The following is a 26914-nucleotide window of genomic DNA, read 5'->3' as shown; positions in this document are numbered from 1 at the left end:
ACCGCAATCAGCCGGGATCCGCCGGCAACCACTGCGATATGCGGGAGCCACCGCGATCCGCTGAGATCCACCGCGACTCGCAGCAATCCGCTGCGGTCCGCCGGAGTTAACGGTGGTCTACCGGCACACGCCAACGGCGCCCGCTCCCAGCGAAGGGGGCGGGCGCCGTCGTCATGTGCCGCACGCAAGCCGTCAGGCGACCGGCTGCGGTTCGATGCCCCACACCTTGGCGTAGTCGCTGATGGTGCGGTCGGAGGAGAAGCGGCCGGAGCGGGTGATGTTCACCCACGCCTTGCGCTGCCAGGCGCGCTGGTCGGCGTAGTCGACGGCCATGGCGTCCTTAGCCTCGCGATAGGCGGCGAAGTCACCCAGCACGTAGTAGACGTCCGCCTGCTCGTTGCCCTCACCCAGGAGGCTGCGGCGCAGATCCGCGAACCAGCCGGAGCCGTTGTCGTCCAGGGTGCCGTCGGTGAAGGCGTCAAGCACACGCTTGAGGCTGGGGACGGACTCGTAGGTGGCCCGCGGGTTGTAGGTGGCCCGCAGGGCCGGCAGCTCGTCCTCGGTGGCGCCGAAGATGTAGGCGTTCTCATCGCCCACGGCGTCCAGGATCTCCACGTTGGCGCCGTCGAGCGTGCCCAGGGTCAGGGCGCCGTTCATCATGAACTTCATGTTGGAGGTACCGGAGGCCTCCTTACCGGCCATGGAGATCTGCTCGGAGACGTCGGCGGCCGGGATGATGTGCTCGGCGGGGGAGACGTTGTAGTTGTGAATGAACACGACCTTGAGGGTCTGGGAGATCACCGGGTCGTTGTTCACCAGCTCCGCGATGGCGTTGATCAGCTTGATGATGCCCTTGGCGCGGATGTAGCCGGGGGCGGCCTTGGCGCCGAAGATGAACACCCGCGGCGGCACCTGCAGTGACGGGTCCTCCTTCATGCGGAAGTACAGGTCCAGGATGTAGATCGCGTTCAGCAGCTGACGCTTGTACTCGTGCAGGCGCTTGATCTGCACGTCGAAGATGGCGTCGGGGTTGATCTCGATGCCTTCGCGCTCGGCCACCCAGGCCGCGAAGTCAACCTTGTTGGCGTGCTTGACCTCGGCCAGGCGGTCCAGCAGAGCGTCGTCGGCGGCATCGGTGTACTCGGCGAGCAGGGACAGGTCCTTGACCCAGGCGTCGGAGCCGGCCACTTCGTCCAGCAGCGCGGACAGGCGCGGGTTGCACTGCCGCAGCCAGCGGCGCGGGGTCACGCCGTTGGTCTTGTTGTTGAAGCGCTCGGGCCACACGTCGTGCCATTCCTTGAGCGTGTCGCGCTTGATGATCTCGGTGTGCAGCGCGGCCACCCCGTTGATGGAGTAGGCGGCATAGCAGGCGATCCAGGCCATGCGCACCTTGTCGCCGGACAGCGGAGCCATGTAGTCGATGCGCATCTGGTCCAGGCCGCGCTCGGCCATCTCCTGGCGGAAGCGGCGGTCGATCTCGCGGACGATCTCCGCGATGCGGGGGAACAGGCGGTCGAAGATGGACATCTCCCAGGTCTCCAGGGCCTCGGCCAGTACCGTGTGGTTGGTGTAGGCGAAGGTCTTAGTGACGATTCCCCAGGCCTGGTCCCAGCCCAGGTGGTGCTCATCCATGAGCAGGCGCATGAGCTCGGGGATGGCGAGCACCGGGTGGGTGTCGTTGAGCTGGATGGAGTTGAAGTCGGCGAAACCGCTCAGGTCATCGCCGTGGTGGGTGACGTAGTTGTCGACGATCTCCTGCAGGGACGCGGAGCAGAAGAAGTACTGCTGGCGCACCCGCAGCACCTTGCCCTCGTAGGTGGTGTCGTTGGGGTAGAGCACGCGGGAGATGTCGGCGGTGCGCTCGCGGTCCACGATCGCATCGGTGAAGCGCTGGGAGTTGAAGGCGTCGTAGTCGAACTCCTCCATGGGCTCGGCCCGCCACAGACGCAGCGTGACGACGTTCTTGGTTCCGTAGCCGGTGATGGGCATGTCGTGGGGGACGGCGCGCACGGTCAGGTCGTTGTAGCGGACGATGCGCTGGGCCTCCTCGCGGCGGATGACGAAGGGGTAGCCCTCCTCCATCCAGGGGTCCGGATGCTCGGTCTGGAACCCGTCCTCGAACAGCTGCTTGAACAGCCCGTAGCGGTACAGGATGCCGTATCCGGCCACAGGCAGGTCCAGGGTGGCGCAGGAGTCCAGGAAACAGGCGGCCAGACGGCCGAGCCCGCCGTTGCCCAGAGCGGCGTCGGGCTCCTGCTCGAGCACGTCGGTGAGGTTCTGCCCGAAGGCGTTCACGGCCTGGGTGGCCTCCTCGACCAGGCCCAGGTTGGTCAGGTTGTTCAGCAGGGCGCGTCCCTCGAGGAACTCGGCGGAGAAGTAGTGCTCCATCCTGCCGGCACGGTACTTCTGCTCGGTGGCGTACCAGTCGTCCGCGATGGCGTCGACGACGGCGGCGGACAGCCCCTGCCAGACCTCCATGGGGGTGGAGGCCTCGGCTGGACGGCCGGAGACTGAGCGCACCTGGGAGGACACGCTGCTGGGGAGAATCTTCGACATCTTTATTCCCTTACGTGGGCGTCAGGACAGCGCTGCAAGGATCTTGCAGCAAGGACAGCATACGGCGATCGTACTCATGATACAGGGCTTACTGCCTCCCGGAGAGCGTGGGCATTGCCTCACGAAGCGGGTGGCTCGTGGATGGCGGCGATGACAACGGTGCGGGCTATGCGGTCGAGGTGGTGAGGATGATGCACGTGGTGAGCTTGGGCACTGAGAGAACAGGTGGGGAATGGCAACATCGGCGTTGGCGCTTGAGGTGAGGGCCTCGGATGGCGAACTGGAACTGGTTAGGATGTCTTCCTCGCCACGATATAAAACCTGTGGATGCTGCCTTCGATTACGCCGGTCCTGTCAAGAACCTCTTGCGCCTCGTACAACTGTTCAAGGCAACCGTCAACAGAAAACCCGGGAAACTCCCAGTCGATGATCCTGGCGAACCAGACAAGCGCGCCCACATCGTAGAACCGTATCGGTCGGCGAGCATCTCCGCCTTCCAGCACTTCAAAGCCCTGCGCAAGGAGCTCCGCTGTTCTCACCTCAAGGTATTGCTTGGGGTATGGTGCTTCCTTGACATGGGGAAGAAGGAGTTGAACCAGTTCTTGGTCGTTCTCTGCGCCAACCTGCTGTGTAAGGAATAGTCCGCCCGGCCTTAGCGTGCGCCGCAGTTCCGCGGTGTCGTATGCCCCATGTCGGTTCGTGATGATGTCGAAGCTGTCATCGGGGAAGGGAAGTCTCTCTTCTCCGTCAGCCTCCTTGAAATCGATCCCCAGGGGCAGCAAGACTTCCTCGCACAGTTTCACGTTGGGCGGATAGCCCTCGATCGCCGCGGTGCGTTCGTTGGGGTGGTGGAAGGAGAGCAACAACTCTCCGCCTCCGGTTTCCATGTCCAGCAGCTGCATGTCGTCTGTCCGGTACTTCTGAACGATCTCTCGAAACTCCCACGGCAGGTCGTCTTCTTCTGTGTATCTGCCGTGAATATGGGAAAAGTCCCAACCGTGAATATGGGCGACGCGCTCTTCTAGCTCCCATGCCTGCTTCAAATGTTCCGCGTTCATTGTATGCTGCTCCTTCCGAAAGAGGCGTGACGACTGAATTTGCTGTCTGGTCGTGTTTGTGGGTGTGGTGGTTCGGGTCCGCGGCTGGTGGCGTGGTGGTCGTTTTCGGGCTGACAAGGTCGTGCTTAGGTTGACGAGGACGTTTTCGGCGGGGATATTCTCGGGCCAGCGTCGGGGGAGGGCGGCTCGTGTGTTTGGGTGACGATTCGCCATGAACGACGACGGTTCGTACATCTACCCCACGAACCGTCGCGACAAGTGCCGAATCGTCGACCGCGACGCATGAACCGTCACCAAAGTCAGCGCCCCTCCACCCCAAACACGAAGAGTCGCTGTCTAATCATCCTTAGGGTGAGTCGGGCAACGTTACAACGCTTTCTTTCGTATCAGTGCGGGGAGTGCCTTTACCGACTCCACGACGTCATCGGCTACGGGAAGAGACGTGTCTGTCGTCTGCAACGTGTATTTGCCCGTTTGTACTTGGACGGTTCTCAGCCCAGCCTTGATACCCATGGCGATATCTGTGGAGGCATCGTCACCGACTATCCAGGTTCGACGTGGATTGGCAGGAGCTGGAGTACTGCGCAGCGCCAGGTTTACGAAGTCGGTGCTCGGCTTGCCTACCACCTGTGCCGTAAGGCTTGCGGCGTACTCGAGTGCGGCGACTAGCGCCCCGGTGTCGAGGTGTGCCGAGCCGTCGGACAGGAAGTACTGTCCCTTCTGCAAGGCGATCAGATGAGCGCCGCGGCGCAGGGCGGCGAATGCATCGTCCAATAGCGTGTAGGTTAGATGCGCGCGCACGTCCCCAACCACGACGTGTGTGGGATTCTCATGCGGGCCCACGACTTTTATCCGATTGGTAAGCTCGGTGGTGATGGCCTCGTTGCCCAGCACTAGCACTCGTGCTGTGGGATCGCCACCGAGTGCGACCGCAGCCGCCACCACGGGAGTGAATAGTTCGTCGATCCGCACATCGAGGCCGAGTGCTAGAAGTGCCGTATGCAGCTCTGCCGTGTCTTTGGAGTCCGTGTTGGTGAGGAACCGCAGGGTGTGCCCGTCTGCGCGCAACTTCTGCACTACCGCTCGGGCGCCCTCAAGTAGGCCCTCACGGGTATAGAGCGTGCCCTCAAGATCCAGCAGTACTGTCTGTCGAGCGGTCATGACACCTCACAGGTTTTCCGGATACATGTTGGTTTGTGGTGCGTTGGAGCTTTCTGATACCCGGATTTCGAGTATGTGTGGTAAGGGCCCGGTGACGTTTCAGCGCCACCGGGCCCCTACGACGGAGCAGGCGTGTTTCCCGCCTGATCTGCTTATCAGTCCCGCGACGGCCGCAGGAAGATGGCGCCCATCGGGGGGACCCGCAGCCGCACCGAGGCGGGGCGGCCGTTCCAGGGCAGTTCCTCGGCCTCGACGTGCCCGAGGTTGCCCACGCCGGAGCCGCCGTACTCGGGAGCGTCGGTGTTGATGACCTCGTCCCAGCCGCCGGCGAAGGGCAGGCCCACCCGGTAGCCCTCGTGCGGGGTGCCGGCGAAGTTGACGATCACCGCCACCAGGTCCGAACGCCCGTCCGGCCCAGTGCCCTTGCGTAGGTAGGACAGCACGTTGTGGTCGCCGTCGCCGGCCTCGATCCACTCGAAGCCCCGGTGGGAGAAGTCATCGGCCCACAGGGCGGGGGAGTCCTTGTAGAAGGCGTTCAGATCGCTGACGAGCCGCAGCAGCCCGGTGTGACCGGGATCGTCCAGGATCCACCAGTCCAGGGAGTTGTCCGAGTTCCATTCGGCGCCCTGCCCGAACTCCTGCCCCATGAACAGCAGCTGCTTGCCGGGGTGGGACCACTGGTAGGCGTACAGGGCGCGCAGACCGGCCAACTCCTGCCAGGCGTCACCCGGCATCTTGGACAGCAATGAGCCCTTGCCGTGCACGACCTCATCGTGGCTCAGCGGCAGGATGAACTGCTCGGAGAAGGCGTACACCAGGGAAAAGGTCAACTCCCCGTGGTGGTAGCGGCGGTTGATGGGCTCCTCGGCCAGGTAGCGCAGGGTGTCGTTCATCCACCCCATGTTCCACTTCAGCCCGAAGCCCAGCCCGCCGTACTCGGTGGGGGCGGTGACGCCCGGCCAGGCGGTGGACTCCTCGGCGATCATGACCGTGCCGGGGTTCTTCCGGTAGGCGGTGGCGGTGGCCTCCTGCAGGAAGCTGATCGCCTCCAGGTTCTCCCGGCCGCCGAACTGGTTGGGGTGCCACTGGCCCTCCTCGCGGGAGTAGTCCAGGTAGAGCATGGAGGCGACGGCGTCCACGCGCAGGCCGTCTACGTGGAACTCGCCCAGCCAGTAAAGGGCGTTGGCCACCAGGAAGTTGCGCACCTCGTTGCGGCCGAAGTTGAACACGTAGGTGCCCCAGTCGGGATGTTCGCCGCGCTGCGGGTCCGGGTCCTCATACAGGGCAGTGCCGTCGAAGCGCGCCAGCGCCCACTCGTCCTTGGGGAAGTGGGCGGGTACCCAGTCCAGGATGACGCCGATGCCGGCCTGGTGGAGCTGGTCCACCAGGTAGCGGAAGTCATCCGGGGTGCCGAAGCGGGCGGTCGGGGCGTAGTAGCCGGAGACCTGGTAGCCCCAGGAGCCGCCGAAGGGGTGCTCGGCCACGGGCAGGAACTCCACGTGGGTGAAGCCGGCGTCCTTGACGTAGGGGACCAGCTCGTCGGCCAGGCCCCGGTAGCCCAGTCCCTGCCGCCAGGAGCCGATGTGTACCTCGTACACGCTCATCGGTCCGGAGTGCGGGTCGGTGACCGCACGGTGGGACATCCACTCCTCGTCGTTCCACTCGTGGAAGCGGTCGGTGACCACGGAGGCGGTGGCGGGCGGCACCTCGGTGGCGCGCGCCATGGGGTCGGCCTTCTGGTGCCAGGAGCCGTCCTGGAAGCACAGCTCGAACTTGTAGCGAGCACCCACGCCCACGCCGGGAATGAACAGCTCCCACACGCCGGAGGCGCCCAGGGAGCGCATGGCGGAGGCGGTGCCGTCCCAGTAGTTGAAGTCGCCCACCACGCGCACGGCCCGCGCGTTGGGCGCCCACACCGCGAAGGCGACGCCGTCGACGTCTCCCATGGTGCCGGAGTAGTGCTTCAGGTGCGCGCCCAGCACCTCCCACAGCTCCTCGTGGCGGCCCTCGGAGATGAGGTAGGTGTCCATCTCACCCAGGGTCGGCAGGAAGCGGTAGGGGTCGTCGACGGTGATGGTCTCCTCCCCGTAGGTCACCTCGATGCGGTAGTCCGGGATCTCATCTCCGGGGACGACGGCGACCCATACGCCGTCCTGCTCGTGGCGGGCGGGGAAGGAACCCTCCGGGGTGACCACGACGACGGCGTCGGCGAGGTGGCGCACAGTGCGGATGGTTACGCCGTCGGCGCCCACATGGGCGCCAAGCACCTCATGCGGATTGTGGTAGCGGCCGTAGGCGACATCCGCGAGGACCCAGGGGTCCACGGGGACTGGCGCGGGGCCAGTGGCCTGCGGCGGCGGGGCGTCGTTGGATTCGGGGGCGGGCTCGGGGCTGGTGACGTCGGTCATGTTCTCACTCTCCCATGCGGTGACCGGCTGAGGGGGGACTTTATACCGGTGCAACCCGGCGTGGACGAATATGTCTCACGCCGCCGGGTGGGCGGCGCGGGACACGAACGGTCAGGTGGTCAGAATCATCTTGATTCCGTGCAACGGGATGGCGACCCAATCGGGGCGGTTGCGCGCCTCATAGACCGCCTCGTACAGGGCCTTGTCGAGTTCGAGGGCGTTCAGCAACGTGGTCTCCCGGCGGCCGGGTCGGGCGGCCTGGGCGGGGGCCGACGTCGGGGCGGCGGACCAGTAGCCGTCCAGGAAGGCGCCGCGCACCGCGCCCAACCAGTCGGGGTGGGTGGCGTGGCCCACCTCGGCCGCGTAGTCGAAGGAGCGCAGCATGCCGGCCACATCCCGTAGCGGCTGATCGGGGCGGCTGCGCTCGGCCAGCGGGCGCAGCGGCTCGCCTTCGAAGTCCAGCACATACCAGCGGTCCTCCTCGACGGCGTGCAGCACCTGACCCAGGTGGTAGTCGCCGTGTACCCGGGTAGCCGGCTCCAGCCGGTCCAGTGCCGCCAGCTCAGCCAGTACCGCTTCCACGCGTGCGCGCAGGCTCGGCAGCCGGCTCTCCAGCTCGGGCACCTCGTCCATCGCCCAGTGGGCCCGCGCGCGCAGCGCCGCGGCCAACTCGGTGGGGGAGGGCGGCGCGGTGGTGCCCAGGACGGAGGCCAGGTGGGTGTGCATCTGGGCGGTGGTGTCGCCCAGGTCCCGCGCCAGGGCCAGGGCCCGCTCGCGCTGCGGGCCGGTGTCGTCGGCGGCGGCGAGCGTGCAGAACAGCTCGAAGCCGTCGTCTGCGCGGGGCACGAAGGTGCAGGCCACGCCCGCATCCGCGGTGTGCTCGGCGCCATCCGCATCGGCCCAGGTCAGCGTCGTCCACGCCACCGGGGTACGCACTCGGTCCCAGCCGTCGCGGGCCAGCGCCACCGACACCTCCACGTCCGGGTTGCGGCCGGGTGCGAGCACCCGGAACAGCTTCACGATCAGGTCGCCGGTGACGGCGTCGGCGTCTCCCGCCGCCGAGGCATCGCCGGGGGCGGGCATAACCACCGAGGTGTTGGACTGCTCGCCGGTGGTCACCCGCAACCGTTCGGCGCGCTCGGCGATGGCCAGCGCCCCGTTGTCCCCGAGGGTGGTGCCGGCGTCCAGGGCGGAGTTGGCCCAGGCACGCCAGAAGCGCGGGTGATGGGCGCCGTCCACCAGCGCCACCGGCTCGCCGTCGGGCCCGGGCATCACGAAGCCCTCGTTGCCGGCCGCCTCCCCGGCGGTGGAGAAGCCGGCCAGTGCGGCGGCTGGTTCAAGCACCAGTGGCACATGTACCAGCACCGGCGTCCCCTCCCCACGGGGTACGGCAACCAGCAGGTCGCGCACGCCGTCGGCCAGCTCCCAGCGGCCCGCGAATCGTAGCGGTCCGCCGGCCGGCTCGCCCTTGAGCGGATACCAACGGCGCTGCCCCATCCAGTCCGCGAGCGCCGCCAGCAGGGCGGCGTCATCGGGCCAGGCCGGGGCGGCCCGTCCGGTAACCATCGGGTTGCTCATCTCTCCTCCTCACGGTTCGGGGCGGCGGCCAGCCACCAGTAGCCGCGCGCCGGCAGCGTGACCGTCAGCCTCCCCCGGGTGTCGACGGCGGGTGGTGCGGCATGCGGGCGGGTCGCCAGCACGGTGCGTGTGGCCCACCCGGCCAGTTCGGGCAACTCCACGCCCGCCTCGACGGGGCGGTCGGCCAGGTTTGCCAGGCACACCAGCGTCTGGCCAGCCTCCCGGCCGGCGGCCGCGGGGTCCTCGGTGCGAGTATGCGCCAGGACGGCTGGGTCGGATACTTCGCGCAGCTGGAAGTCCCCGCGCCCCAGCACCGGGTGCTCGCGCCGCACCCGCAGCACGCGGCGCAGGAAGTGCAGCAGCGAGTCGGGGTCCGCCAGGGCGTCGGCCACACAGCGGTCGGCGTAGTCGTCGGCGTCGATCAGCGGCAGGGTGAGCGCGGCGGGGTCCGCGCAGGCGGAGAAGCCCATATTCGCCGAGCGGTCCCACTGCATGGGGGTGCGCACGGCGTCCCGGTCGGGCAGCCAGATGTCCTCGCCCATGGCGATCTCGTCGCCGTAGTATAGGCAGGGCGAGCCGGGCAGGGACAGCAGCAGCACATGGGCCAACTCCAGCTCGGCCCGCGAGTCTCCCAACAGCGGGGCCAGACGCCGACGGATACCGACGTTGGCGCGCATGCGGTCCTGCGGCGCATACCAGCGGTACATGCGCTCGCGTTCGGCGTCGGTGACCATTTCCAGGGTCAACTCGTCGTGGTTGCGCAGGAAGGTGCCCCACTGGCCGTGCGCCGGGATCGGCGGAGTCTCCCGGAGCACGTCGCGGATCGCGGTGGCCGTGCCCTCGCGCAGCGCGGAGAAGATGCGCGGCATGACGGGGAAGTGGAAGCACATGGTGCATTCGGGCGCGTCCGGGCTGCCGAAGTAGGCCACCACGTCGGCCGGCCACTGGTTGGCCTCCGCGATGGTGATGGTGCCGGGGAACTCCCGGTCGAGCATTTCGCGCAGCCCGGCGATCAGGCGGTGGGTGCCCGGCAGGTTCTCACAGTTGGTGCCCTCCTCCTCCACCAGGTAGGGGATGGCGTCCAGGCGGAACCCGTCCACCCCGGTGCGCGCCCAGAAGCGCACCACCTCGTGCACCGCGGCCACTACGGCCGGGTTGTTGTAGTTCAGGTCCGGCTGGTGGGAGAAGAAGCGGTGCCAGAAGTACTGACCGCGCACCTCGTCGTAGGTCCAGTTGGAGCGCTCGGTGTCCACGAAGATGATGCGGGCATCGGCGTAACCGGAGTCGTCGTCGGCCCACACATAGAAGTCCCCGTAAGGGCCGTCCGGGTCGTGGCGGGACGCCTCGAACCAGGGGTGGGCGGCGGAGGTGTGGTTGAGCACCATGTCGATCACGATGCGGATGCCCCGCTCGTGGGCGGACGTCACCAGGGCGCGGAAGTCGTCCATGGTCCCGTAGCGGGGATCGACGCCGGTGTAGTCGGCGATGTCGTAGCCGCCGTCGCGCATGGGCGAGGGGTAGAAGGGCGGGATCCAGATCGCATCCACGCCCAGCCAGGCCAGGTAGTCCAGTCGGGAGGTCAGGCCGCGAAAGTCACCGACGCCGTCGGCGTCGGAGTCCGCGAAGGAGCGCAACAGCGCCTCATAGAACACCGCGGTGCGGAACCAGTCCGGGTCTGGGCGCAGGCCCGGCCGCGGCTGCGCGGGCAGGACGGGAACACCGGGAACGGTCACGGGGCTCCTTTTACTTGTCGGCAGTTGAGTGGTGGATGGGCGCGGCCGTCACAGGGGCTCGACGGAGAAGACGTGGGCGACACGACCCGCGAAGGGGTCCAGGCGCACGTAGTTCTGCCCCGACCATTCGTAGGTGTCCCCGGTGAGTTCGTCCGTGACGCGCAGCACCGGCCGGGACCCATCCACCCAGCCGGGCAGACCCAACTGCTCCAGGTTCAGGTAGACCTCGCCCTCACGGGCGCCGTAGGGGTCCAGGTTGACGATCGTGAGGACCACGTCGTCCTTACCGGTGGCGGAGTGGGCGGCGTCCACCCGCTTGGAGTAGGCGATCAGCGACTCGTCGCTGGTGGCGTGGAACCAGACGTCGCGCAGCTGCTGCAGCGCCGGGTGGGCGCGACGGGCGGCGTTCAGGCGGGTGAGCAGATCCTCAATGCCGTTGACGCGGGCCGCCCCGAAGTCACGCTGCTTGAACTCGTACTTCTCGTTGTCGATCTGCTCCTCGAAGCCGGGACGCGGTACCGACTCGGCCAACTCGTAGCCGGAGTAGATGCCCCAGCTGGGCGACATGGTGGCGGCCAGCACGGCCCGCAGCTTGAAGGCGGGCACCTTCCCGTTGGTCATGAAGGGGGTGAGGATGTCGTGCGTGGTGGGCCAGAAGGTGGGGCGCAGGATGTGCGCGGTCTCCTGGGACAGCTCCACCAGGTATTCGGTCAACTCCTGCTTGGTGTTGCGCCAGGCGAAGTAGGTGTAGGACTGGTGGAAGCCGATCTTCGCCAGGGTGCGCATCATCGCCGGGCGGGTGAAGGCCTCCGCCAGGAACAGCACCTCGGGGTTGTCCGCACGCACCTGCCGGATCAGCCGCTGCCAGAAGGGAAGGGGCTTGGTGTGCGGGTTGTCCACCCGGAAGATCGTCACCCCGTGGCTGATCCAGGTGCGCACCACCTGGAGGATCGCCTGGTAGATGCCCTCCGGGTCGTTGTCGAAGTTGAGGGGGTAGATGTCCTGGTACTTCTTGGGCGGGTTCTCGGCGTAGGCGATCGACCCGTCGGCCAGGACGGTGAACCACTCGGGGTGCTCGGTCACCCAGGGGTGGTCGGGCGAGCACTGCAGGGCCAGGTCGAGGGCCACCTCCATGCCGAGCTCGCGCGCCCGCATGACGAGGGCGTCGAAGTCCTCGAAGGTGCCCAGCTCCGGGTTGATGGCGTCGTGCCCGCCGTCGGGCGAGCCGATGCCGTAGGGGGAGCCCGGGTCGTCGGGGCGGGCGTTGAGCGTGTTGTTGCGGCCCTTGCGGTTGGTGGTGCCGATGGGGGAGACCGGGGTCAGGTACAGCACGTCGAAGCCCATGGCCGCGATCCGGTCCAGCCGTTGGGCGGCCGTCTGCAGGGTGCCGCTGTGCCAGTTCCCCTGCTCGTCACGGTGCGCTCCCAGGGAGCGGGGGAAGATCTCGTACCAGGAGCCGGCCAGGGCGCGGCGGCGGTCCACCTGCAGCGGGTAGGTGGCGGACGGGGAGACGTGGTCGCGCAGCGGCAGCCGGTCCAGGACCGCCATCACCTCCCCGGCCAGCCCGGCGGCCAGGCGGTCCGCGGGGGAGGCGGACTCGTCGCGCAGGGCGGTGGCGGCGGCGCGCAGCACCTCGGTGTCGGCCGCATCGCGGCCCGGGACGGCGGCCGCCCGCTCCATCACCCGGGCGCCCTCCTCCAGCATGAGGGCGACGTCGACGCCGGCGGGCACCTTCACGCCGGCGTCGTGCGCCCAGGTGCCGTAGGGGTCCGACCAGCCCTCCACGCGGATGCCCCAGTCGCCCGGGGCGTCGGCGGCCAGGCGCGCCTCGTAGCGGTCCAGCCCGATGCCGACCTCGTACATGCGGGCGCTGGGGCCGTCGCTGCCGTCGGGGCGAACCAGGACGGCGGTCGCGCCGAAGCGGTCATGCCCCTCCCGGAACACGGTGGCGCGGATCGGGAAGACCTCGTCCGGCACCGCCTTGGCCGGCCAACGCCCGTCCTCGATGACGGGGAAGACCTCGGTTACTGGGATGCGGCCCACCGGCGCGTATGGGGCCGGCAGTGGGACCTGGGCGGACGGCGGAGCCGTCGGGTCGGCGGGGGCTACGTGGCTGGTGGGCGTCGTCTTCGCCGCGCGCGGCGTGGTGTTAGGGGTCACAGCGCAAGCGTACCTGCCCGCGCGCGTGCGCGGGGCCGCCGCGGCATCGGGAAGATTACGAGCGCCGCACCACGCGTGAACTGGATCGGCTCCGGCCGCTCATGGTTGCCCTCTTCTTCCCGGCTCAGTAGTTCATGTGCATGGCGGTGCGCACCGCGTCGAGGGTCTGCTCGGCCACCGCATTGGCCTTGGCGTTGCCGTCGGCCAGGACCTGCAGCAGGTAGTCCTCATTGGCGGCCAGCTCGGCGCGGCGGGCACGGATGGGGGCGAAGAACTCGTTGACCGCCTCGGTGGTGATCCGCTTGAGCGTGCCGGCGCCGCCGTCGCCGATCTGCTCGGCCAGCGATTGCGGCTCCCCGGCCCCGCACAGGGAGGCCAGCGTCAGCAGATTCGCCACCTCCGGGCGGCCCTCGGGATCGTAGGTGATGTGACGGTCGGAGTCGGTCTTGGCCTTCTTGAGCGCCTTGGCGGTCTCGTCCGCACTCATGCGCAGCTCGATGGTGTTGTGACGCGACTTGCTCATCTTCTCCCCGTCCAGGCCCAACAGCAGCGGCGCCTCGGAGAGCAGCGCCTCCGGACGGCGGAAGACCGGGTGCTCCTTGACGGCCCGCCCGTAACGCTTGTCGAAGCGCTGGGCGATCAGCCGGGCCTGCTCCAAGTGAGGCAGCTGGTCCTTGCCCACCGGCACCAGGTTGGCCTGGCAGAACAGGATGTCGGCGGCCTGGTGCACCGGGTAGGTGAGCATCAGCCCGGACATGGCGCGCCCGTCGGTGGCCTCCAGCTCGGCCTTGACCGTGGGGTTGCGGTGCAGCTCGGACTCGGTGACCAGCGACAGGAACGGCAGCATCAGTTGGTTGGCGGCCGGGACGGCCGAGTGAGCGAAGATCGTGGATCGGCGCGGGTCCACCCCGACCGCCAGGGAGTCTGCCACCAGCGACAGCACGCGCTCACGGATCGGGCCCACGCCGTCGCGGTCGGTGATCACCTGGTAGTCGGCCACCAGAATCCACGTGTCCACGCCCCGGTCCTGGATGCCCTTCCAGGAGTGCATGGTGCCGAAGTAGTGGCCCAGGTGCATGTTGCCCGTGGGACGCACACCCGTGAGCATCCGGTAGCGGCCGGGATTGACGTCCAGATCAGCCTCGATCTCGGCGCTGCGGGCCACCGAGCGGGCCAGCGAGGCGGCGTCCGTAGAGCGGGAAAGGACCTCACCGGCGTCCGCAGCCCCCTGGGAGTTGCTGGAGGGGCTGGTGGTGGTCATTTCGTGCTGCGTCATGGCGGACATCCTAAGGGGCGATGCCGAGCGGGCCGGAATCGTGTCTCCAGCGGCCGTCGGGCAAAACGCGGCCGTGGCGGCGGTTGCGCGGCGGAGACACAGGGGATCAGCCGCCTACTCCTCCGGCAGGCCGACCAGCTTCTCCCCGGACAGGTAGATACGCAGCGAAAGCGCATCCAGCGTGGTGGTGTCCCCGGGCCGGTCCTGCCGGCAGTCCGTCGCACCGGAGCGCGAGGCGCGGGCGCGGGCGCGGGCCGCCGGCCCCCGGCCGACCCGGTGGGCGAGGGCGAAGGCGGAGGTGTGTGGGCGCGGCACCGCCCACGTGGAGTCCCACATCAGGTGCCAGTCGGTGCCGCGTCCGTCGGGGAGCGTGACGTCCTCCTGGCCGAGGGAGCCGTTGATGACCAGCAGCAGGTCGGCGTCACCCATGGGGGTACCCGAACGGAGCATCTGCACCACGCGCGTCCACGGATCGTGCCAGGCGGCCACGTCCATCGGGTCGGCGTTGGCGCGGAACCAGGACAGGTCCGGCAGGACGTCCCCGTCGGCCGTGGAGCCGCTGGCGAAGGCGGTCGGGCGCAGCACCGGGTGCTGGTCGCGCAGGTTGATCAGGAAGTGGGTGGTGGCGATCAGGTCCCGCTGCCAGGTGGTCAGGTTCCAGTCGTACCAGGAGATCGGCGAGTCCTGACAGTAGGAGTTGTTGTTGCCCCCCTGGGTGCGCCCCATCTCGTCTCCGCCCAGCAGCATGGGCGTGCCGGCGGAGACCAGCAGGGTGCCCAACACGTTGCGGGAGGAGCGGCGGCGCAGGATCTCGATGGGGCCTCCGCCCATGCCCTCCGGCAGGGGACCCTCGAAGCCGTGGTTCCAGGAGCGGTTGTCGTCGGTGCCGTCGCGGTTGTCTTCACCGTTGGCCAGGTTGTGCTTGTAGTCGTAGCAGACCAGATCACGCAGGGTGAAGCCGTCGTGGGCGGTGACGAAGTTGATCGACGCCAGCGGGCCGCGCCCGCCCGGGTACTCGCCGTAGCTGAACATGTCGGCGCTGCCGCTCAGGCGCGTGGCCAGGTCCCGCAGGTCGTTGCCGGGGCGCCCCTTGGACATCTCGGAGGCGTCGTGCAGCCAGAAGGAGCGCACCGTGCCGCGGTAGCGGTCATTCCAGTCGTGGAAGGGGGCCGGGAACTCGCCCGTGCGCCAGCCGCCCGGGCCGATGTCCCAGGGTTCGGCGATCAGCTTGGTGTTCTGCAGCACAGGGTCGGTGGCCATGGCGATCAGCAGCGGATGGCGCGACTGGAACTCGGAGGCATCCCGTCCCAGGGTCACCGCCAGGTCGAAGCGGAAGCCGTCGATGCCGACGTCGCCCGCCCAGTAGCGCAGCGAGTCCAGTACCAGCTGCACCGCCCGGGTGGAGCGGAAGTCCACTGTGTTGCCGGTGCCGGTGACGTCCACGTACTGGGCGGGCCGGTAGGGGGCGTGCAGGTAGTACTCGAGGTTGTCCAGGCCCCGCAGCGACAGTGCGGGCCCGTCCATACCCGACTCGCAGGTGTGGTTGTAGACCACGTCCATGATGATCTCGAGGCCGGCCTCGTGCAGCATTGAGACCATGCCGCGGAACTCGTCCAGCACCGCCTGCGGACCGGCCTCGCGGGCCGCCCGAGTGGCGTAGGAGGGCTCGGGCGCGAAGTAGGACAGGGTCGAGTAGCCCCAGTAGTTGGTCCGCTCGCGCTGGAGCAGGAAGGCCTCGGAGAAGGCGGCGTGCACGGGCAGCAGCTCCACGGTGGTCACGCCCAGTGAGCGCAGGTGGGAGACGGCGGCCGGATGTGCCAGGCCCGCGTAGGTGCCGCGCAGCTCCGGGGGCACACCGGGCATCGAGTGGGTGAAGCCCTTCACGTGCGTCTCGTAGATGACGGTGCGCTCTTCGGGTACGCGTGGGCCGGGGACGACGGGGAACTGCTCGCCGGTCACCACGCCGAGAGCGGTGTGTCCGGCGGAGTCCAACTCGGAGGGCAGGAAGGGCGCATAGGTGGGCGACAGGTCCGCGTCGACGGCGTGCGCGTACAGCTCCGGGCCCAGGCGGGGGGCGCCTTCGATGGCGCGGGCGTAAGGGTCTAGCAGCAGCTTGCGGGGGTTGAACAGCAGCCCCTCCGACGGGTTCCACGGGCCGTAGGCGCGATAGCCGTAGCGCTGCCCGGCGCGTACCCCGGGGACGTGCGCGCTCCAGGCGCCGCGGACGGGGCCGTGCATGCCGATGCGCCGTTCGGAGGTGATCGCGCCGTCGGCGTCGGTGGTCAGCAGACACAGGTCCACCGCGTCGGCACGCGGCGCCACCACCACGAAGTCGGCGCCGTCCTCGGTGAGCGTGGCGCCCAGCCGAGTGCGGTCCGAGGCATCGGAGTCGGCACGGGCAGCAGGTTGCGGCTCTGGCGTGGAGGACATGGACATGAATCCTATTGTTGAGCAAGGAGACGCGGGATGTTACACCATTGCAGCGGCTTATGGCGCGCGGATTATGCGGGGCGCGTCGGTGAGGGTGACCGAGCGCTCACCGGTGACGGCGGCGCGATATGGCAACCTTGTACGCATGAAAATAGTCGTCTGCATCAAGCACGTCCCTGACGTGCAGTCCGAGCGTCGTATGGAGGAGGGGCGCCTGGTCCGCGGTGAGGAGGACGTCCTCAACGAGCTGGACGAGAACGCCGTCGAGGCCGCGGTGGCCCTGGTCGAGGACCTGGGTGGCGAGGTGATCGCCCTGTGTATGGGTCCCGAGGACGCCGAGGACGGCGTGCGCCGTGCCCTGCAGATGGGTGCCGACTCCGGCGTCGTCGTCAGCGACGACGCGCTGGTGGGCGCCGACGTACCTACCACCGCCCGCACGCTCGCCGCGGCCGTGTCGAAGATCGGGGGCGCGGAGTCCGGGCCGGGTGACGTGGATCTGGTCATCACCGGCATGGCTTCGCTGGATGCCATGACCTCCATGCTTCCGGGCGCGCTCGCGGCCGCACTGCACGTGCCGGCGCTGACCCTGGCCGGATCGCTGGAGGTGAGCGCCGATGAGGCGACCATCACCCGTTCCGCCGGCACCGTGCGCGAGGTGCTCTCCGCCCCGCTGCCCGCGCTGGTGTCCGTCACCGACCAGGCCAACGAGCCGCGCTACCCCAACTTCGCCGCCATGCGGGCCGCCCGCAAGAAGCCGCTGGACGTCTGGGATCTTGACGACCTCGGCCTGCCCGCCGGCGAGCCGAGCATCGCCGTCATCGACTTCACCGAGCGGCCCGCCCGTGAGGCCGGCATCATCCGCACCGACGCCGGTGAGGCCGGGCGCGACCTGGCCGCCTGGCTGGTAGACCACGAGCTCGTGTGAGCGGGAACAACCCGGAAGGAATGACGAGTAATCATGAGTGAAATCACCTCCGAAACCGCTCCCGGCGGCCGTCTCGACGCGCCCGTGCTCGTTCTGGTGGACCGCACCGGCGAGGGCGCCCCGACCGGTGCCGGCCTCGGTCTGGTGTCCACGGCCCGGGGGCTGACCGCCGGCGACGTCGTCGCGCTCGTGGCGGGCGACATCGACTCCGATACCGCTGCTGCGCTGACAGCCGCCGGTGCGACCCGCCTGCTCACCGCCGACCTGGGCGGCCGTGAGACCGTGGCCGCCGTCGCCGCCGACGCCGTGGTTGCGGCCGTGGGCTCCGTCGCCCCCGCGGTCGCGCTCGTCGGGGCCGACTACCGCGGCAAGGAGATCGCCGGCCGGGCGGCCGTGCTGCTCGGCTCGGCCTGCGCCTCCGACGTCGGCGACCTGCGCGTGGTCGACGGCGAGTTGCACGCCTCCAAGCTGGTGCTGTCCGGCACCTGGTCGACCACCATGACCGTTTCGGCGCAGGCCGACCACACCCCGGTCATCTCCGTGCACCCGAGTGCCGCGGCATCCGCACCGAGCGCGGCCGGCTCCGACGTCCCGGCCGTGGAGGCGCTTGAGGTGCCGCTCAGCGCCGAGGCGGCGGCCGTCAAGGTCGTCTCCCGAGAGGTGGGCGACGCCGCCGCGGGCCCCGACCTGTCCGAGGCCCAGCGGGTGGTGGTGATGGGGCGCGGCACCGACGGCGACGTCACCCTGGTGCACTCCCTCGCCGATCCGCTCGACGCCGCCATCGGCGCCACCCGCGTGGCCTGCGACGAGGGCTGGATCGAGCGCTCCGCCCAGGTGGGACAGACCGGTGTCTCCATCGCCCCCAGTCTGTACATCGGGTTGGGCGTGTCGGGCGCCGTCCACCACACCAGTGGCATCCAGGGTGCCGGCACGATCGTCGCCATCTGCGACGACTCCGAGGCCCCGATCTTCGAGATGGCCGACTACGGCGTGGTCGGCGACGTCGCCGAGGTCGTGCCCCAGCTGGTTGAGGAGTTGGCGCGCCTGCGCGGCTGAGCGTCACCTGCTGTACTTCCGACGGTCCGCCCCGTCCCGGTTCGTTCCGAGGCGGGGCGGCTTCATGCGCCGCGATCGGTAGAAGTTACGTGCTGAGGTCGGTAGTTATGGGGCTATTCGTGTTTGTGGGTGTGGTGGTTAGGTGCCGCAGGTGGTTGTGTTCGGGGGCGAGCCGGTCGGCAAGGTGGTCGTGCTCGGGCTGTTGAGGACGTTCTGGCCGGTCAGAGGACCGTCGCCGGGCTGGCGGGGACGTCCTCGGGCCGACGTCGGGCTGGATACGCGGACGTTGACCTGAACGTACGGGCCGCCGTGCCTGGCACGTCGTGGCAAGGTCGTGTTGTGTAAGTCGTTTGTGCTGGTGGGGCGGTGCTGGCGATGTGGGTGCCTCCGGGCGGGCTAGCCCGTGTGCTCGGTGAAGATTGTTGTGCGCAGGGCGTTCCCGCGGTGTTGGGGACCTGGTTGTCGGCAGCCGAGGGGGCGAGTGGGTCTTGCGCCGCCCTGGTTGGACCGCTCACGCCCCGATGGACCCCTCACGCCCGGTTGGACCGCTGTAACCGGCGGCTACGGCGGTCCAACCGGGGAACAGGGGTCCAACCGGGGAACAGGGGTCCAACCGGGGAACAGGGGTCCAACTGACAGGCTCAACAGCCACACACCGCCACCCAAGCACTCACACAACAGGACCTAGCGCGCACGCTCCGGCCCAGCTTCCGTCCGTCGCGCCGTGTTGTGCGCCACTGGGGCGCGCGCGTCCACCACCGCCCGGCCGGCCGCCGCTCCTGGCCCGCCACATCTCCGAGCGCGAGGAGTCTGTGTGCCTGACGGCGAACCGTTTCTTCGTAGGGGGTGTGGAGGTTGGTGGTGCGAGCATCCGGGGTGGGGCGGCGTCGCGGGCGTAGAGCCAGTGGGGACAAGGCCAGGGCCCGATCATTGGGTACGCCCCTTCGGCCTTTGCTGCGCCTTTTCGGCGTCTGCTACGCCGGGTGGACCTCTGCTGAAGGGCTCAGAACCCTTCAGCAGACGCCTAACCGGCGTAGTGAACCCCGAACCGGCGTAGTAGACGACGTCAACGCTAAGCACGCGGGCGAACCGACTCCCGCCTTCATCCACACCCACAAACACGAAGCGCCAGACATGGCGGAGTAGCGCACTGTGCACAACCGCGGTGGGCGTAGGGCTGGTCGGCGCGCCGGGACGGAGCTTGTTGACTTCCGCATGCCGCATGTGTCACTGTACTAGTGCAGTAATACAGATGGCCTTCCGGTCGCCTGTTCGCTGCGCTCATGAGCACATTCGTCCGCCCATCAAGAGGGGAGGCCCCGTGGATCTTGACGGCTCCCGGCCGATCTGGCTGCAACTGGTCGACGACTTCCGCCTGCGGATCGTCACCGGCGCCTGGCCGACCGGCACCCGGATACCCAGCGTGCGCGAACTGGCCACGCAATCCGGCGTCAACCCCAACACCGTCCAACGCGCCCTCGCCGAACTCGATCGCACCGGCCTGACCAGCACCGAACGGACCGCAGGCCGCTTCGTCACCACGGATACCGCCGTCGTCGACGCCGTGCGCCGCGAGCTCGCCACCGACGCCACGGACGCCTTCATCACCGCCCTTACCGCCGTCGGCATGGATCTGGCGCAGGCATCCGCCCTCCTGCGGGAGCGCTGGAACGCCCGTCCCGCCATGCCCCAGGCAGACACAGGAGAAAAATCATGAACCGGCACTCATCGGCTCCGCCGTCGCCCGCAGCGCGCTTCACCGCCGTCCCCGTCCCCGACGGTGCCGCCCCACTGATCCGGGTGGCGCACCTGACCAAGGCCTACCGCGGCCGCCCGGCGCTGGCGGACCTGACCCTGGACCTGCCGGCCGGCCGGATCGTCGGCCTCATGGGCTCCAATGGCTCGGGCAAGACCACCCTGCTGAAGATCCTGGCGGGCCTGCTGTCGGAGTACGACGGCCAGGTGCGTGTAGGTGAGTACGTGCCCGGACCGCAGTCCAAGGCGCTGGTCGCCTTCCTTCCCGACGCCGACTTCCTGGCGCCGGAACTCAAGGCCGAGCAGGCCATAGCCATGTTCTCCCGGCTGTTCTCCGACTTCGACGCCGACCGCGCCCGCGAACTGGTGGAGTTCTTCGGCCTGCCCAAGGACCGGAGCCTGAAGGAGATGAGCAAGGGCATGGGGGAGAAGCTACGCGTCAGCCTGATCATGGCGCGCCGCGCCAGTGTCTACCTGCTCGACGAGCCCATCTCCGGGGTCGACCCCGCCGCGCGGGACGTCATCCTCAGCGGCGTCCTGCAGGGCTTCGACCCCGAGGCACTGATGGTGATCTCCACCCACCTGATCGCCGACGTGGAGCCGATCGTCGACTCCGTCGTCTTCCTCAAGGACGGACGCCTGCTGCTCGCCGGCGACGCCGATGACCTGCGTGAGGCTCACGGCATGAGCCTGGACGCCCTGTTTAGGAAGGAGTACCGCTGATGCTGCGCACACTGTTGAATGAGGAGATCCGGTTCCTGGCCCCCATACACCTGAAGATGCTCGGCATCTGGACGGTATTCGGGCTGGTCTTCCTCGGAGTCACGTTCCTGAACCTGCCGGTACTGAACGTTTTCGGGACACTGGGCGGGGTAATCTCCTTCGGCCTGGCCATACCGGTGGTGCTCATCCACACCGCGGTCGAGTACTGGCAGTCCATGTACGGCTCACGCGGCTACCTGACCCACGCGATCCCGGTGCGCGGGCGGCTGCTGTACGCCGCCAAGACCCTGTATGCCTTCGCGGCCGGCCTGGTGGCGACGTGCTTCACCGCAGTCGGCCTGTTGGTGACCGCGTGGGTGACCGCACGGGCTCAGGGAATCGGCCTCGGTGAGTTGCTCCAACCCGTGCGGGAAATGCTGGACTTCTTCGGCACCGGCTGGGTGATCGGCTTCGTCGTGTACATGATCGTGGAGCTTGCCTGCGTGATCGTGTGCGTGTCCGCGATTATGAGCATCGGGGCGCAAGGACGCTGGAACCACCTCGGCTTTGGCGCGCCCGTGATCGGCTTCGTGGGACTGTATCTGGCGGCGCAGGTGCTCTCGCTGCTACTGCTGCTGATCGTGCCCGTGAGCATGGGGATTCCGTCCGGGGACATCGTGAATACATGGATGCTGCCGGACTTCATTGAGGCGATGCGCACGGGCGGCGACCCGACCCTGCTGGGGCTGGGATTCATCGCCGTGTGGCCGCTGCTGGCGGTGGCGCTCGGAACGTGGGGCGTGCGCTCCATCGAGCACCACACCTCCCTGCGCTGAACGGCGGCTTTGCGGCCGGGTGTGCGGTTCAGGCGACTGTCGCCTGGGCCAGCACCCGGCCGCCGTCGTCCCCGCCGTAGACGACGACGCTCTGCCCGGCGGCCAGGCCCCGCAGGGGCTGGCGCAGCACCGCGTGCAGCGTGCCGGCCGCGGCATCCACGGTCACGTCCGCAGGCACAGGGCGGCCGTGCGCCCGCACCTGTACGGTCACGTCCTGCCGGCCGACGCCGTCGGCGAGCGAATCGGGAGAGTCCAGCAGTACCAGGTCCTTGCCGTCCACAACGGTGCGCCGCAGCAGCTCGGCGGGACCGACCACGACCTCGTTGGTGCGCGGGCGCGTCTCTATTACGTAGCGGGGGCGGCCATCGGCGGCGGGACGGGTCAGTCCCAGGCCCTTGCGCTGGCCGACGGTGAAGCCGAAGTAGCCGCCGTGGGTGCCTAGAACCTCGCCGTCGGGGGAGACGATGTTGCCCTCCTGAGCGCCGAGGCTGCGCTGCAGGAAGCCACGAGTGTCGCCGTCGGCGACGAAGCAGATGTCGTAGGAGTCCGGCTTATCCGCCACCGGCAGGCCGCGGCGCTCGGCCTCGGCCCGCACCGCCGCCTTGGAAGGAGCATCCCCCAGGGGGAACAGGGCACGCGATAGTCCCTCGCGCCCGGAGACGGCCAGCACGTAGGACTGGTCCTTGGCCGCATCGGCGGCCCGATGCAGCTCCAAGGTGTTCGCCTCACCTGGGCGGCCGGCGACGGCGCCGCCGCGCAGGCGGGCGTAGTGACCGGTGACGACGGCGTCGAAGCCCAGCGCCAGGCCGCGCTCCAGCAGCACGTCGAACTTGACCCGCTCATTGCAGCGCACGCACGGGTTGGGGGTGCGGCCGGCGCGGTACTCGGACAGGAAATCGGCGACCACCCGCTCCTCGAACTCCTCCGACAGGTCCCACACGTAGAAGGGGATGCCCAGGATCTCGGCCGCCCAGCGGGCGTCGCCGGCGTCCTCGATGGAGCAGCAGCCGCGGGCACCGGAGCGCGTGGCGGCCCGGTTGCGGGTCAGCGCCATGTGCACGCCGACGACCTCGTGACCGGCCTCGACGGCGCGCGCGGCGGCGACGGCGGAATCGACTCCGCCGGACATGGCTGCCAGTACGCGCACGTGTGCTCCTTCCACCGCTTCGGTTCTCTCGCTGCCCGGATGGGCGGGTTGCAGCATACCGCCGGGGAAGGGGATGTGGGCTGTTGGGCTGGACACTGCGCAACCGTCGGACATCCGTGCGCCTCAGTCGATTCCCGCCGGGGTCGATGCGTGGGGGCGGCCACGGACGAGGGATGCAGGGACCTGCGTCACACCTGGCTGTCTCGACTTGCCATGATCCCGACCGCGGTGTCTACTTGTATATACAAGTTGCCGCATGGGAGCGGCAGCGTGAATGATCCCGGAGCAACCCATGAGCTTTCACGACGCCGTCGTCTACCAGGTCTATCCGAAGTCCTTCAAGGACACCACCGGCAACGGCGTCGGTGACCTGGGCGGCATCCTCGAGAAGGTCCCCTACATCGCCTCCCTGGGCGTGGACTACGTCTGGCTCAACCCCTTCTACCCCTCGCCGGGCCGTGACAACGGCTACGACGTCGCCGACTACTGCGCGGTGGACCCGGCGATGGGCACCATGGAGGACTTCGACGAGCTCGTCGCCGCCCTGGCCGAGCACGGCATCAGCCCCATGCTGGACATGGTGCTCAACCACGTGTCCACCGAGCACGAGTGGTTCCAGCGGGCCCTGGCCGGCGAGCAGCGCTACCGCGACTACTTCTACCTCCGCCCGGCCCGCGGTGACGGCCCGACGGGGCAGCCGATCCTGCCCACCAACTGGGTCTCCAAATTCGGCGGCCCCGCCTGGGCGCCCTTCGGGCCCGTGGACGAAACCGGCCGCCCGCGCGGCGGGGAGTACTACCTGCACCTGTTCGACCCCGGCCAGGCCGACCTGGACTGGCACAACCCCGAGGTGCGCGCCCGCGCGGCGGAGGTCATCAACTTCTGGCGGTCCCACGGCGTGCGAGCCTTCCGCTTCGACGTCATCAACCTCATCGGCAAGACCGAGCCCCTGGCGGACGCGCCCGCCGGCACCGACGACCGCCTCGTCTACACCGACGGGCCGCTCGTGCACGACTACCTGCACGAACTGTGCCGGGCCAGTTTCGGCCAGGACCCGGACTCCGTGACCGTGGGGGAGATGTCCTCCACCTCCATCGCCGCCTGCGTCGACTACACCAACCCCGCGCGGCGCGAGCTGTCGATGGTGTTCAACTTTCACCACCTCAAGGTCGATTACGCCGACGGTCAGAAGTGGACCCTGGCCGCTGCGGACATTCCCGCGCTCAAGCACATCCTCAACGACTGGGCACTCGGCCTCCAGGCCGGCGGCGGCTGGAACGCCCTGTTCTGGAACAACCACGATCAGCCCCGGGCCATCAACCGCTTCGGCGACCCGGACCGCTACCACTACGAGTCCGCCACCATGCTCGCCACCGCCATCCACCTGCTGCGCGGCACCCCCTACATCTACATGGGGGAGGAGATCGGCATGACCGATCCTGACTACACCCGCATTGAGGACTACGTGGACGTCGAGGCCCTGGGCGCCTACGCCGAGCTGGTGTCCGCTGGGCACAGCGAGGCGGACGCTTTCGCCATCGTCCACGCCAAGGCGCGTGACAACGCCCGCACCCCCATGCAGTGGGACGCGACCGCCGGCGCCGGCTTCACCACCGGCACCCCGTGGCTACGCCCCACCAACGCGACTGCGATCAACGTCGCCGCCGAGGAGGCGGGCGGCCGCATCCTGCCCTACTACCGCCGCCTGGTGGAACTGCGCAAGACGGAGCCGGTGATCGCCGAGGGCGACTACACCCCCTGGGAGCTCGACAACCCCGACGTATTCGCCTACATCCGCACCCTGCCCACACCCGGGCCCGGCGCATCCGCCGACGCCGCGGGCCCCACCGTTGACGAGGCCGACGCTGCCCGCCTGCTCGTCATCACCAGCTTCCGTGGTCACCCGACCACGGTCGAGGTTCCCAATGAGTTCCTCACCGGAGAAGTGCTCATCGGGAACTACCCCACACGGCCGCTCAGCCCCGTCATGACTCTGTCCCCGTACGAGGCACTGGCCATCATCATCCGCACTACGACCAGGCTCTGAGAGGAGCTCTCCGCATGTCCCCAGCATCTGCTTCGGATACGGCGCTGGTAGCGCCCGTCTCCGGCAAGATAATCGCCCTCGCCGATGTACCCGACCCGGTCTTCTCCTCCGGGGCCCTCGGAGCGGGTTTCGGCGTGGCCCCAACCTCCGGCGACGTCGTCGCCCCGGTCTCCGGAACCATCACCATGGTGGCCGAAACCGGCCACGCCGTCGGCATCGCCACCCCCGAGGGGCTGGAGGTGCTCCTGCACCTGGGGGTCGACACCGTCGAGTTGGAGGGGCGTCCCTTCCGCCTCACCGCCGCCGTCGGCCAGGAGGTCCGCTCCGGCCAGCCCCTGGGCACCATGGACCTGGCGGCCATCACCGCCGCCGGCAAGGACACCACCACCATCGTGGCCGTGACCAACTCCGCCAAGGCCCTGGCCGGGCTACAGGTAGTCGAGGGGGAGGCGCAGGCCGGCGCGAGCGTGGCCGCCGCCGCGCTCAAGGCAGCCGACTCGTCCCTCCCCGCGGCCACGACCGACGACGGCCTGACCGGCTTCGACGCCACCGCCCGCGACATCATCGCCGGGGTGGGCGGGGCCGACAACATCCGCTCCGTCATCCACTGCATCACCCGGGTGCGTTTCTACCTGAAGGACGAATCCCTCGCCGACGACGCCGCCGTGACCGGGACCGAGGGCGTCATCGACGTCGCTCGTGCGGGTGGCCAGTACCAGGTGGTCATCGGCGCCACCGTCGGCGACGTGTACGACGCCATCGTCAAGCAGGTGCCCCGCCTGGCCGAGGGGGCCGACGACGCGGAGGCGGCCCCGGCGGCACCTAGGCCCACCACGCCCATCGGCTGGGTCAAGTACGGCTTCTCCTCCCTGATCGGCGTGATCACCGGCTCCATGATCCCCGTGATCGGCGTGCTGGCCGCCTCCGGCATCCTCAAGGGGATCCTGGCGCTGCTCACCCAGTTCAACGTGGTGGACGACGGCACCTCCACCTACACCTTCATCGACGCCATGGCCTCGTCGATGTTCTACTTCCTGCCCATCATCATCGGCTTCACCTCGGCCCGCCGACTCGGCGCGGACCCGATCATCGTCGCCATCATCGGCGGCGTGCTCACCTTCCCGTCGGTGGTCTCCATGGCCGACTCCTCGGCGGAGGACTACCACGTGATCGCCCGGATCGGGCGGACGGTCTTCAACTCCGACTTCTTCGGCATTCCCGTCTCCCTGCCCGAGGGCAACGCCTACGCCTACTCGATCTTCCCGATCATCGTGGCCGCCTGGCTGGCCAGCAAGATCGAACCGTGGCTGAAGAAGTGGATCCCGGCGGTGGTGCGCTCCATCTTCGCCCCGCTGCTGGAGATCTTCATCGTCTCCACCCTGGTGCTGGTGGTGTTCGGCCCGATCGTCATGACGATCTCCGGTGGCATCGCCCAGGCCGTCAGCTGGGTGCTGAGCCTTTCGTACCCGGTGGCCGGGTTCCTCATCGGCGGCTTCTACCAGTGCCTGGTCATCTTCGGACTGCACTGGGCGGTCATCCCGATCATCTCTCAGCAGATCGCCGACCCCGGCTACTCGCCGCTCAACGCCATCGTCTCCGCCTCCATGATCGCCCAGGGCGGCGGCGCGCTCGCACTGTGGGTCAAGGCCAAGAGCCCCCGCATCAAGCAGCTGGCCGGCCCGGCCACCATCTCCGCCCTGTGCGGGGTGACCGAGCCCGCCATGTACGGCCTGAACCTCAAGTACGGGCGCGTGTTCATCACCGCCTCCATCGGCGGCGCCGTGGGTGGCCTGCTCACCGGCCTGTTCGACGTCAACATGTGGGGCTTCACCGGCGCCTTCGTGGGCTTCCCGTCCTTCGTCAACCCGGCGGGCCTTGACGGCTCCTTCACCGGCTTCTGGATCGCCTCGCTCGTGACCCTGGCCGTGTCCTTCCTGGCCACCTACTTCTTCGGGTTCAAGGAGTCCGACTTCGAGACCGAACGCACGGTGGAGAAGGTGCGGCTGGGCAACCGCGAGCCGGTGGCTCGCTGACGAGCTCGGCCCCCTGGCGGCCCGGTCGGCGCGCGTTGTGTGCGCGCCGACCG

17 protein-coding genes are annotated in these 26914 nt (G+C 68.7%); 7 read left to right on the top strand and 10 right to left on the bottom strand.

From position 1 onward, the window contains the following. Positions 1-192: 192 nt before the first annotated feature. The 9 genes from ACGLYG10_RS00135 to glgX all read right to left on the bottom strand — a co-directional run bounded on the left by ACGLYG10_RS00135 (position 193) and on the right by glgX (position 16360). Positions 193-2556, bottom strand: coding sequence for a glycogen/starch/alpha-glucan phosphorylase (locus ACGLYG10_RS00135; RefSeq protein WP_073326959.1), 2364 nt, complete (start codon positions 2554-2556; stop codon positions 193-195). A 290-nt stretch (positions 2557-2846) separates the two neighbouring features. Continuing rightward, positions 2847-3614: a class I SAM-dependent methyltransferase gene (locus ACGLYG10_RS00130; protein WP_073326957.1), complete on the bottom strand. Its 768-nt coding sequence runs from the start codon at positions 3612-3614 to the stop codon at positions 2847-2849. Between the two features lie 366 nt (positions 3615-3980). After that, a complete protein-coding gene (locus ACGLYG10_RS00125; RefSeq protein WP_073326955.1) occupies positions 3981-4775 on the bottom strand; it encodes an HAD-IIA family hydrolase in 795 nt (264 codons plus the stop codon). A gap of 155 nt (positions 4776-4930) precedes the next feature. Then, positions 4931-7183, bottom strand: a complete 2253-nt coding sequence (gene glgB / locus ACGLYG10_RS00120; RefSeq protein ID WP_073326954.1) for a 1,4-alpha-glucan branching protein GlgB — start codon at positions 7181-7183, stop codon at positions 4931-4933. Positions 7184-7294: 111 nt separating this feature from the next. Continuing rightward, entirely contained in the window at positions 7295-8761 is a 1467-nt protein-coding gene (locus ACGLYG10_RS00115; RefSeq protein WP_244542509.1) for a maltokinase N-terminal cap-like domain-containing protein, read from the bottom strand. Next, the gene (gene treS / locus ACGLYG10_RS00110; protein WP_244542508.1) at positions 8758-10494 is read right to left on the bottom strand and encodes a maltose alpha-D-glucosyltransferase; all 1737 of its coding nucleotides are present in this window, start codon (positions 10492-10494) and stop codon (positions 8758-8760) included. Before treS ends, ACGLYG10_RS00115 begins: the two co-directional genes overlap by 4 nt. Positions 10495-10542: 48 nt before the next feature. Further along, positions 10543-12654, bottom strand: a complete 2112-nt coding sequence (locus ACGLYG10_RS00105) for an alpha-1,4-glucan--maltose-1-phosphate maltosyltransferase (protein ID WP_073326951.1) — start codon at positions 12652-12654, stop codon at positions 10543-10545. Positions 12655-12778: 124 nt separating this feature from the next. Next, on the bottom strand, positions 12779-13930 hold the full coding sequence (trpS, locus tag ACGLYG10_RS00100) for a tryptophan--tRNA ligase (RefSeq protein ID WP_083565211.1): 1152 nt from the start codon (positions 13928-13930) through the stop codon (positions 12779-12781). Between the two features lie 114 nt (positions 13931-14044). Continuing rightward, a complete protein-coding gene (gene glgX, locus ACGLYG10_RS00095) occupies positions 14045-16360 on the bottom strand; it encodes a glycogen debranching protein GlgX (RefSeq protein ID WP_073327730.1) in 2316 nt (771 codons plus the stop codon). Between the two features lie 145 nt (positions 16361-16505). On the opposite strand from glgX, the gene ACGLYG10_RS00090 reads away from it, so the two are divergent. From ACGLYG10_RS00090 to ACGLYG10_RS00070, 5 genes are all read left to right on the top strand, one after another. After that, positions 16506-17285 carry an electron transfer flavoprotein subunit beta/FixA family protein gene (locus ACGLYG10_RS00090; RefSeq protein WP_073326949.1) on the top strand — a complete coding sequence of 260 codons (780 nt, stop codon included), beginning with the start codon at positions 16506-16508 and terminating at the stop codon, positions 17283-17285. Positions 17286-17318: 33 nt separating this feature from the next. Continuing rightward, on the top strand, positions 17319-18341 hold the full coding sequence (locus ACGLYG10_RS00085; protein WP_073326948.1) for an electron transfer flavoprotein subunit alpha/FixB family protein: 1023 nt from the start codon (positions 17319-17321) through the stop codon (positions 18339-18341). 1321 nt (positions 18342-19662) lie between these two features. Next, positions 19663-20058 (top strand): GntR family transcriptional regulator, encoded by a 396-nt coding sequence (locus ACGLYG10_RS00080; RefSeq protein ID WP_073326946.1) that lies wholly within the window; start codon positions 19663-19665, stop codon positions 20056-20058. After that, the gene (locus ACGLYG10_RS00075; RefSeq protein WP_073326945.1) at positions 20055-20819 is read left to right on the top strand and encodes an ABC transporter ATP-binding protein; all 765 of its coding nucleotides are present in this window, start codon (positions 20055-20057) and stop codon (positions 20817-20819) included. Before ACGLYG10_RS00080 ends, ACGLYG10_RS00075 begins: the two co-directional genes overlap by 4 nt. Further along, positions 20819-21634 (top strand): hypothetical protein, encoded by an 816-nt coding sequence (locus ACGLYG10_RS00070; protein WP_073326943.1) that lies wholly within the window; start codon positions 20819-20821, stop codon positions 21632-21634. The genes ACGLYG10_RS00075 and ACGLYG10_RS00070 overlap by 1 nt, the downstream gene beginning before the upstream one ends. Positions 21635-21662: 28 nt before the next feature. On the opposite strand, the gene mnmA is transcribed toward ACGLYG10_RS00070, so the two are convergent. Continuing rightward, the gene (gene mnmA, locus ACGLYG10_RS00065) at positions 21663-22781 is read right to left on the bottom strand and encodes a tRNA 2-thiouridine(34) synthase MnmA (protein ID WP_073326942.1); all 1119 of its coding nucleotides are present in this window, start codon (positions 22779-22781) and stop codon (positions 21663-21665) included. A 292-nt stretch (positions 22782-23073) separates the two neighbouring features. Here mnmA and ACGLYG10_RS00060 point away from each other — a divergent pair, with 292 nt between their 5' ends. Next, positions 23074-24828, top strand: coding sequence for an alpha,alpha-phosphotrehalase (locus ACGLYG10_RS00060; protein ID WP_073326940.1), 1755 nt, complete (start codon positions 23074-23076; stop codon positions 24826-24828). A 14-nt stretch (positions 24829-24842) separates the two neighbouring features. Then, positions 24843-26861, top strand: a complete 2019-nt coding sequence (locus tag ACGLYG10_RS00055; RefSeq protein ID WP_073326938.1) for a PTS sugar transporter subunit IIABC — start codon at positions 24843-24845, stop codon at positions 26859-26861. The last annotated feature ends 53 nt before the right edge of the window (positions 26862-26914 follow it).

Origin of the sequence: Actinomyces glycerinitolerans (assembly GCF_900098745.1) — a bacterium.
Classification (GTDB): Bacteria; Actinomycetota; Actinomycetes; order Actinomycetales; family Actinomycetaceae; genus Actinomyces; species Actinomyces glycerinitolerans.
Note: the sequence above shows the minus strand (reverse complement) of the source record. Positions and strands in the feature narration are given on the sequence as shown.

What these genes read in the sequence shown, in the direction of transcription:
- ACGLYG10_RS00135 (WP_073326959.1), bottom strand. Translation starts at nt 2,556, where the DNA reads ATGTCGAAGATTCTCCCCAGCAGCGTGTCCTCCCAGGTGCGCTCAGTC.
- ACGLYG10_RS00115 (WP_244542509.1), bottom strand. Translation starts at nt 8,761, where the DNA reads ATGAGCAACCCGATGGTTACCGGACGGGCCGCCCCGGCCTGGCCCGAT.
- ACGLYG10_RS00055 (WP_073326938.1), top strand. Translation starts at nt 24,843, where the DNA reads ATGTCCCCAGCATCTGCTTCGGATACGGCGCTGGTAGCGCCCGTCTCC.
- ACGLYG10_RS00090 (WP_073326949.1), top strand. Translation starts at nt 16,506, where the DNA reads ATGAAAATAGTCGTCTGCATCAAGCACGTCCCTGACGTGCAGTCCGAG.
- ACGLYG10_RS00085 (WP_073326948.1), top strand. Translation starts at nt 17,319, where the DNA reads ATGAGTGAAATCACCTCCGAAACCGCTCCCGGCGGCCGTCTCGACGCG.
- ACGLYG10_RS00075 (WP_073326945.1), top strand. Translation starts at nt 20,055, where the DNA reads ATGAACCGGCACTCATCGGCTCCGCCGTCGCCCGCAGCGCGCTTCACC.
- glgB (WP_073326954.1), bottom strand. Translation starts at nt 7,183, where the DNA reads ATGACCGACGTCACCAGCCCCGAGCCCGCCCCCGAATCCAACGACGCC.
- ACGLYG10_RS00125 (WP_073326955.1), bottom strand. Translation starts at nt 4,775, where the DNA reads ATGACCGCTCGACAGACAGTACTGCTGGATCTTGAGGGCACGCTCTAT.
- trpS (WP_083565211.1), bottom strand. Translation starts at nt 13,930, where the DNA reads ATGACGCAGCACGAAATGACCACCACCAGCCCCTCCAGCAACTCCCAG.
- glgX (WP_073327730.1), bottom strand. Translation starts at nt 16,360, where the DNA reads ATGTCCTCCACGCCAGAGCCGCAACCTGCTGCCCGTGCCGACTCCGAT.
- ACGLYG10_RS00060 (WP_073326940.1), top strand. Translation starts at nt 23,074, where the DNA reads ATGAGCTTTCACGACGCCGTCGTCTACCAGGTCTATCCGAAGTCCTTC.
- ACGLYG10_RS00130 (WP_073326957.1), bottom strand. Translation starts at nt 3,614, where the DNA reads ATGAACGCGGAACATTTGAAGCAGGCATGGGAGCTAGAAGAGCGCGTC.
- ACGLYG10_RS00070 (WP_073326943.1), top strand. Translation starts at nt 20,819, where the DNA reads ATGCTGCGCACACTGTTGAATGAGGAGATCCGGTTCCTGGCCCCCATA.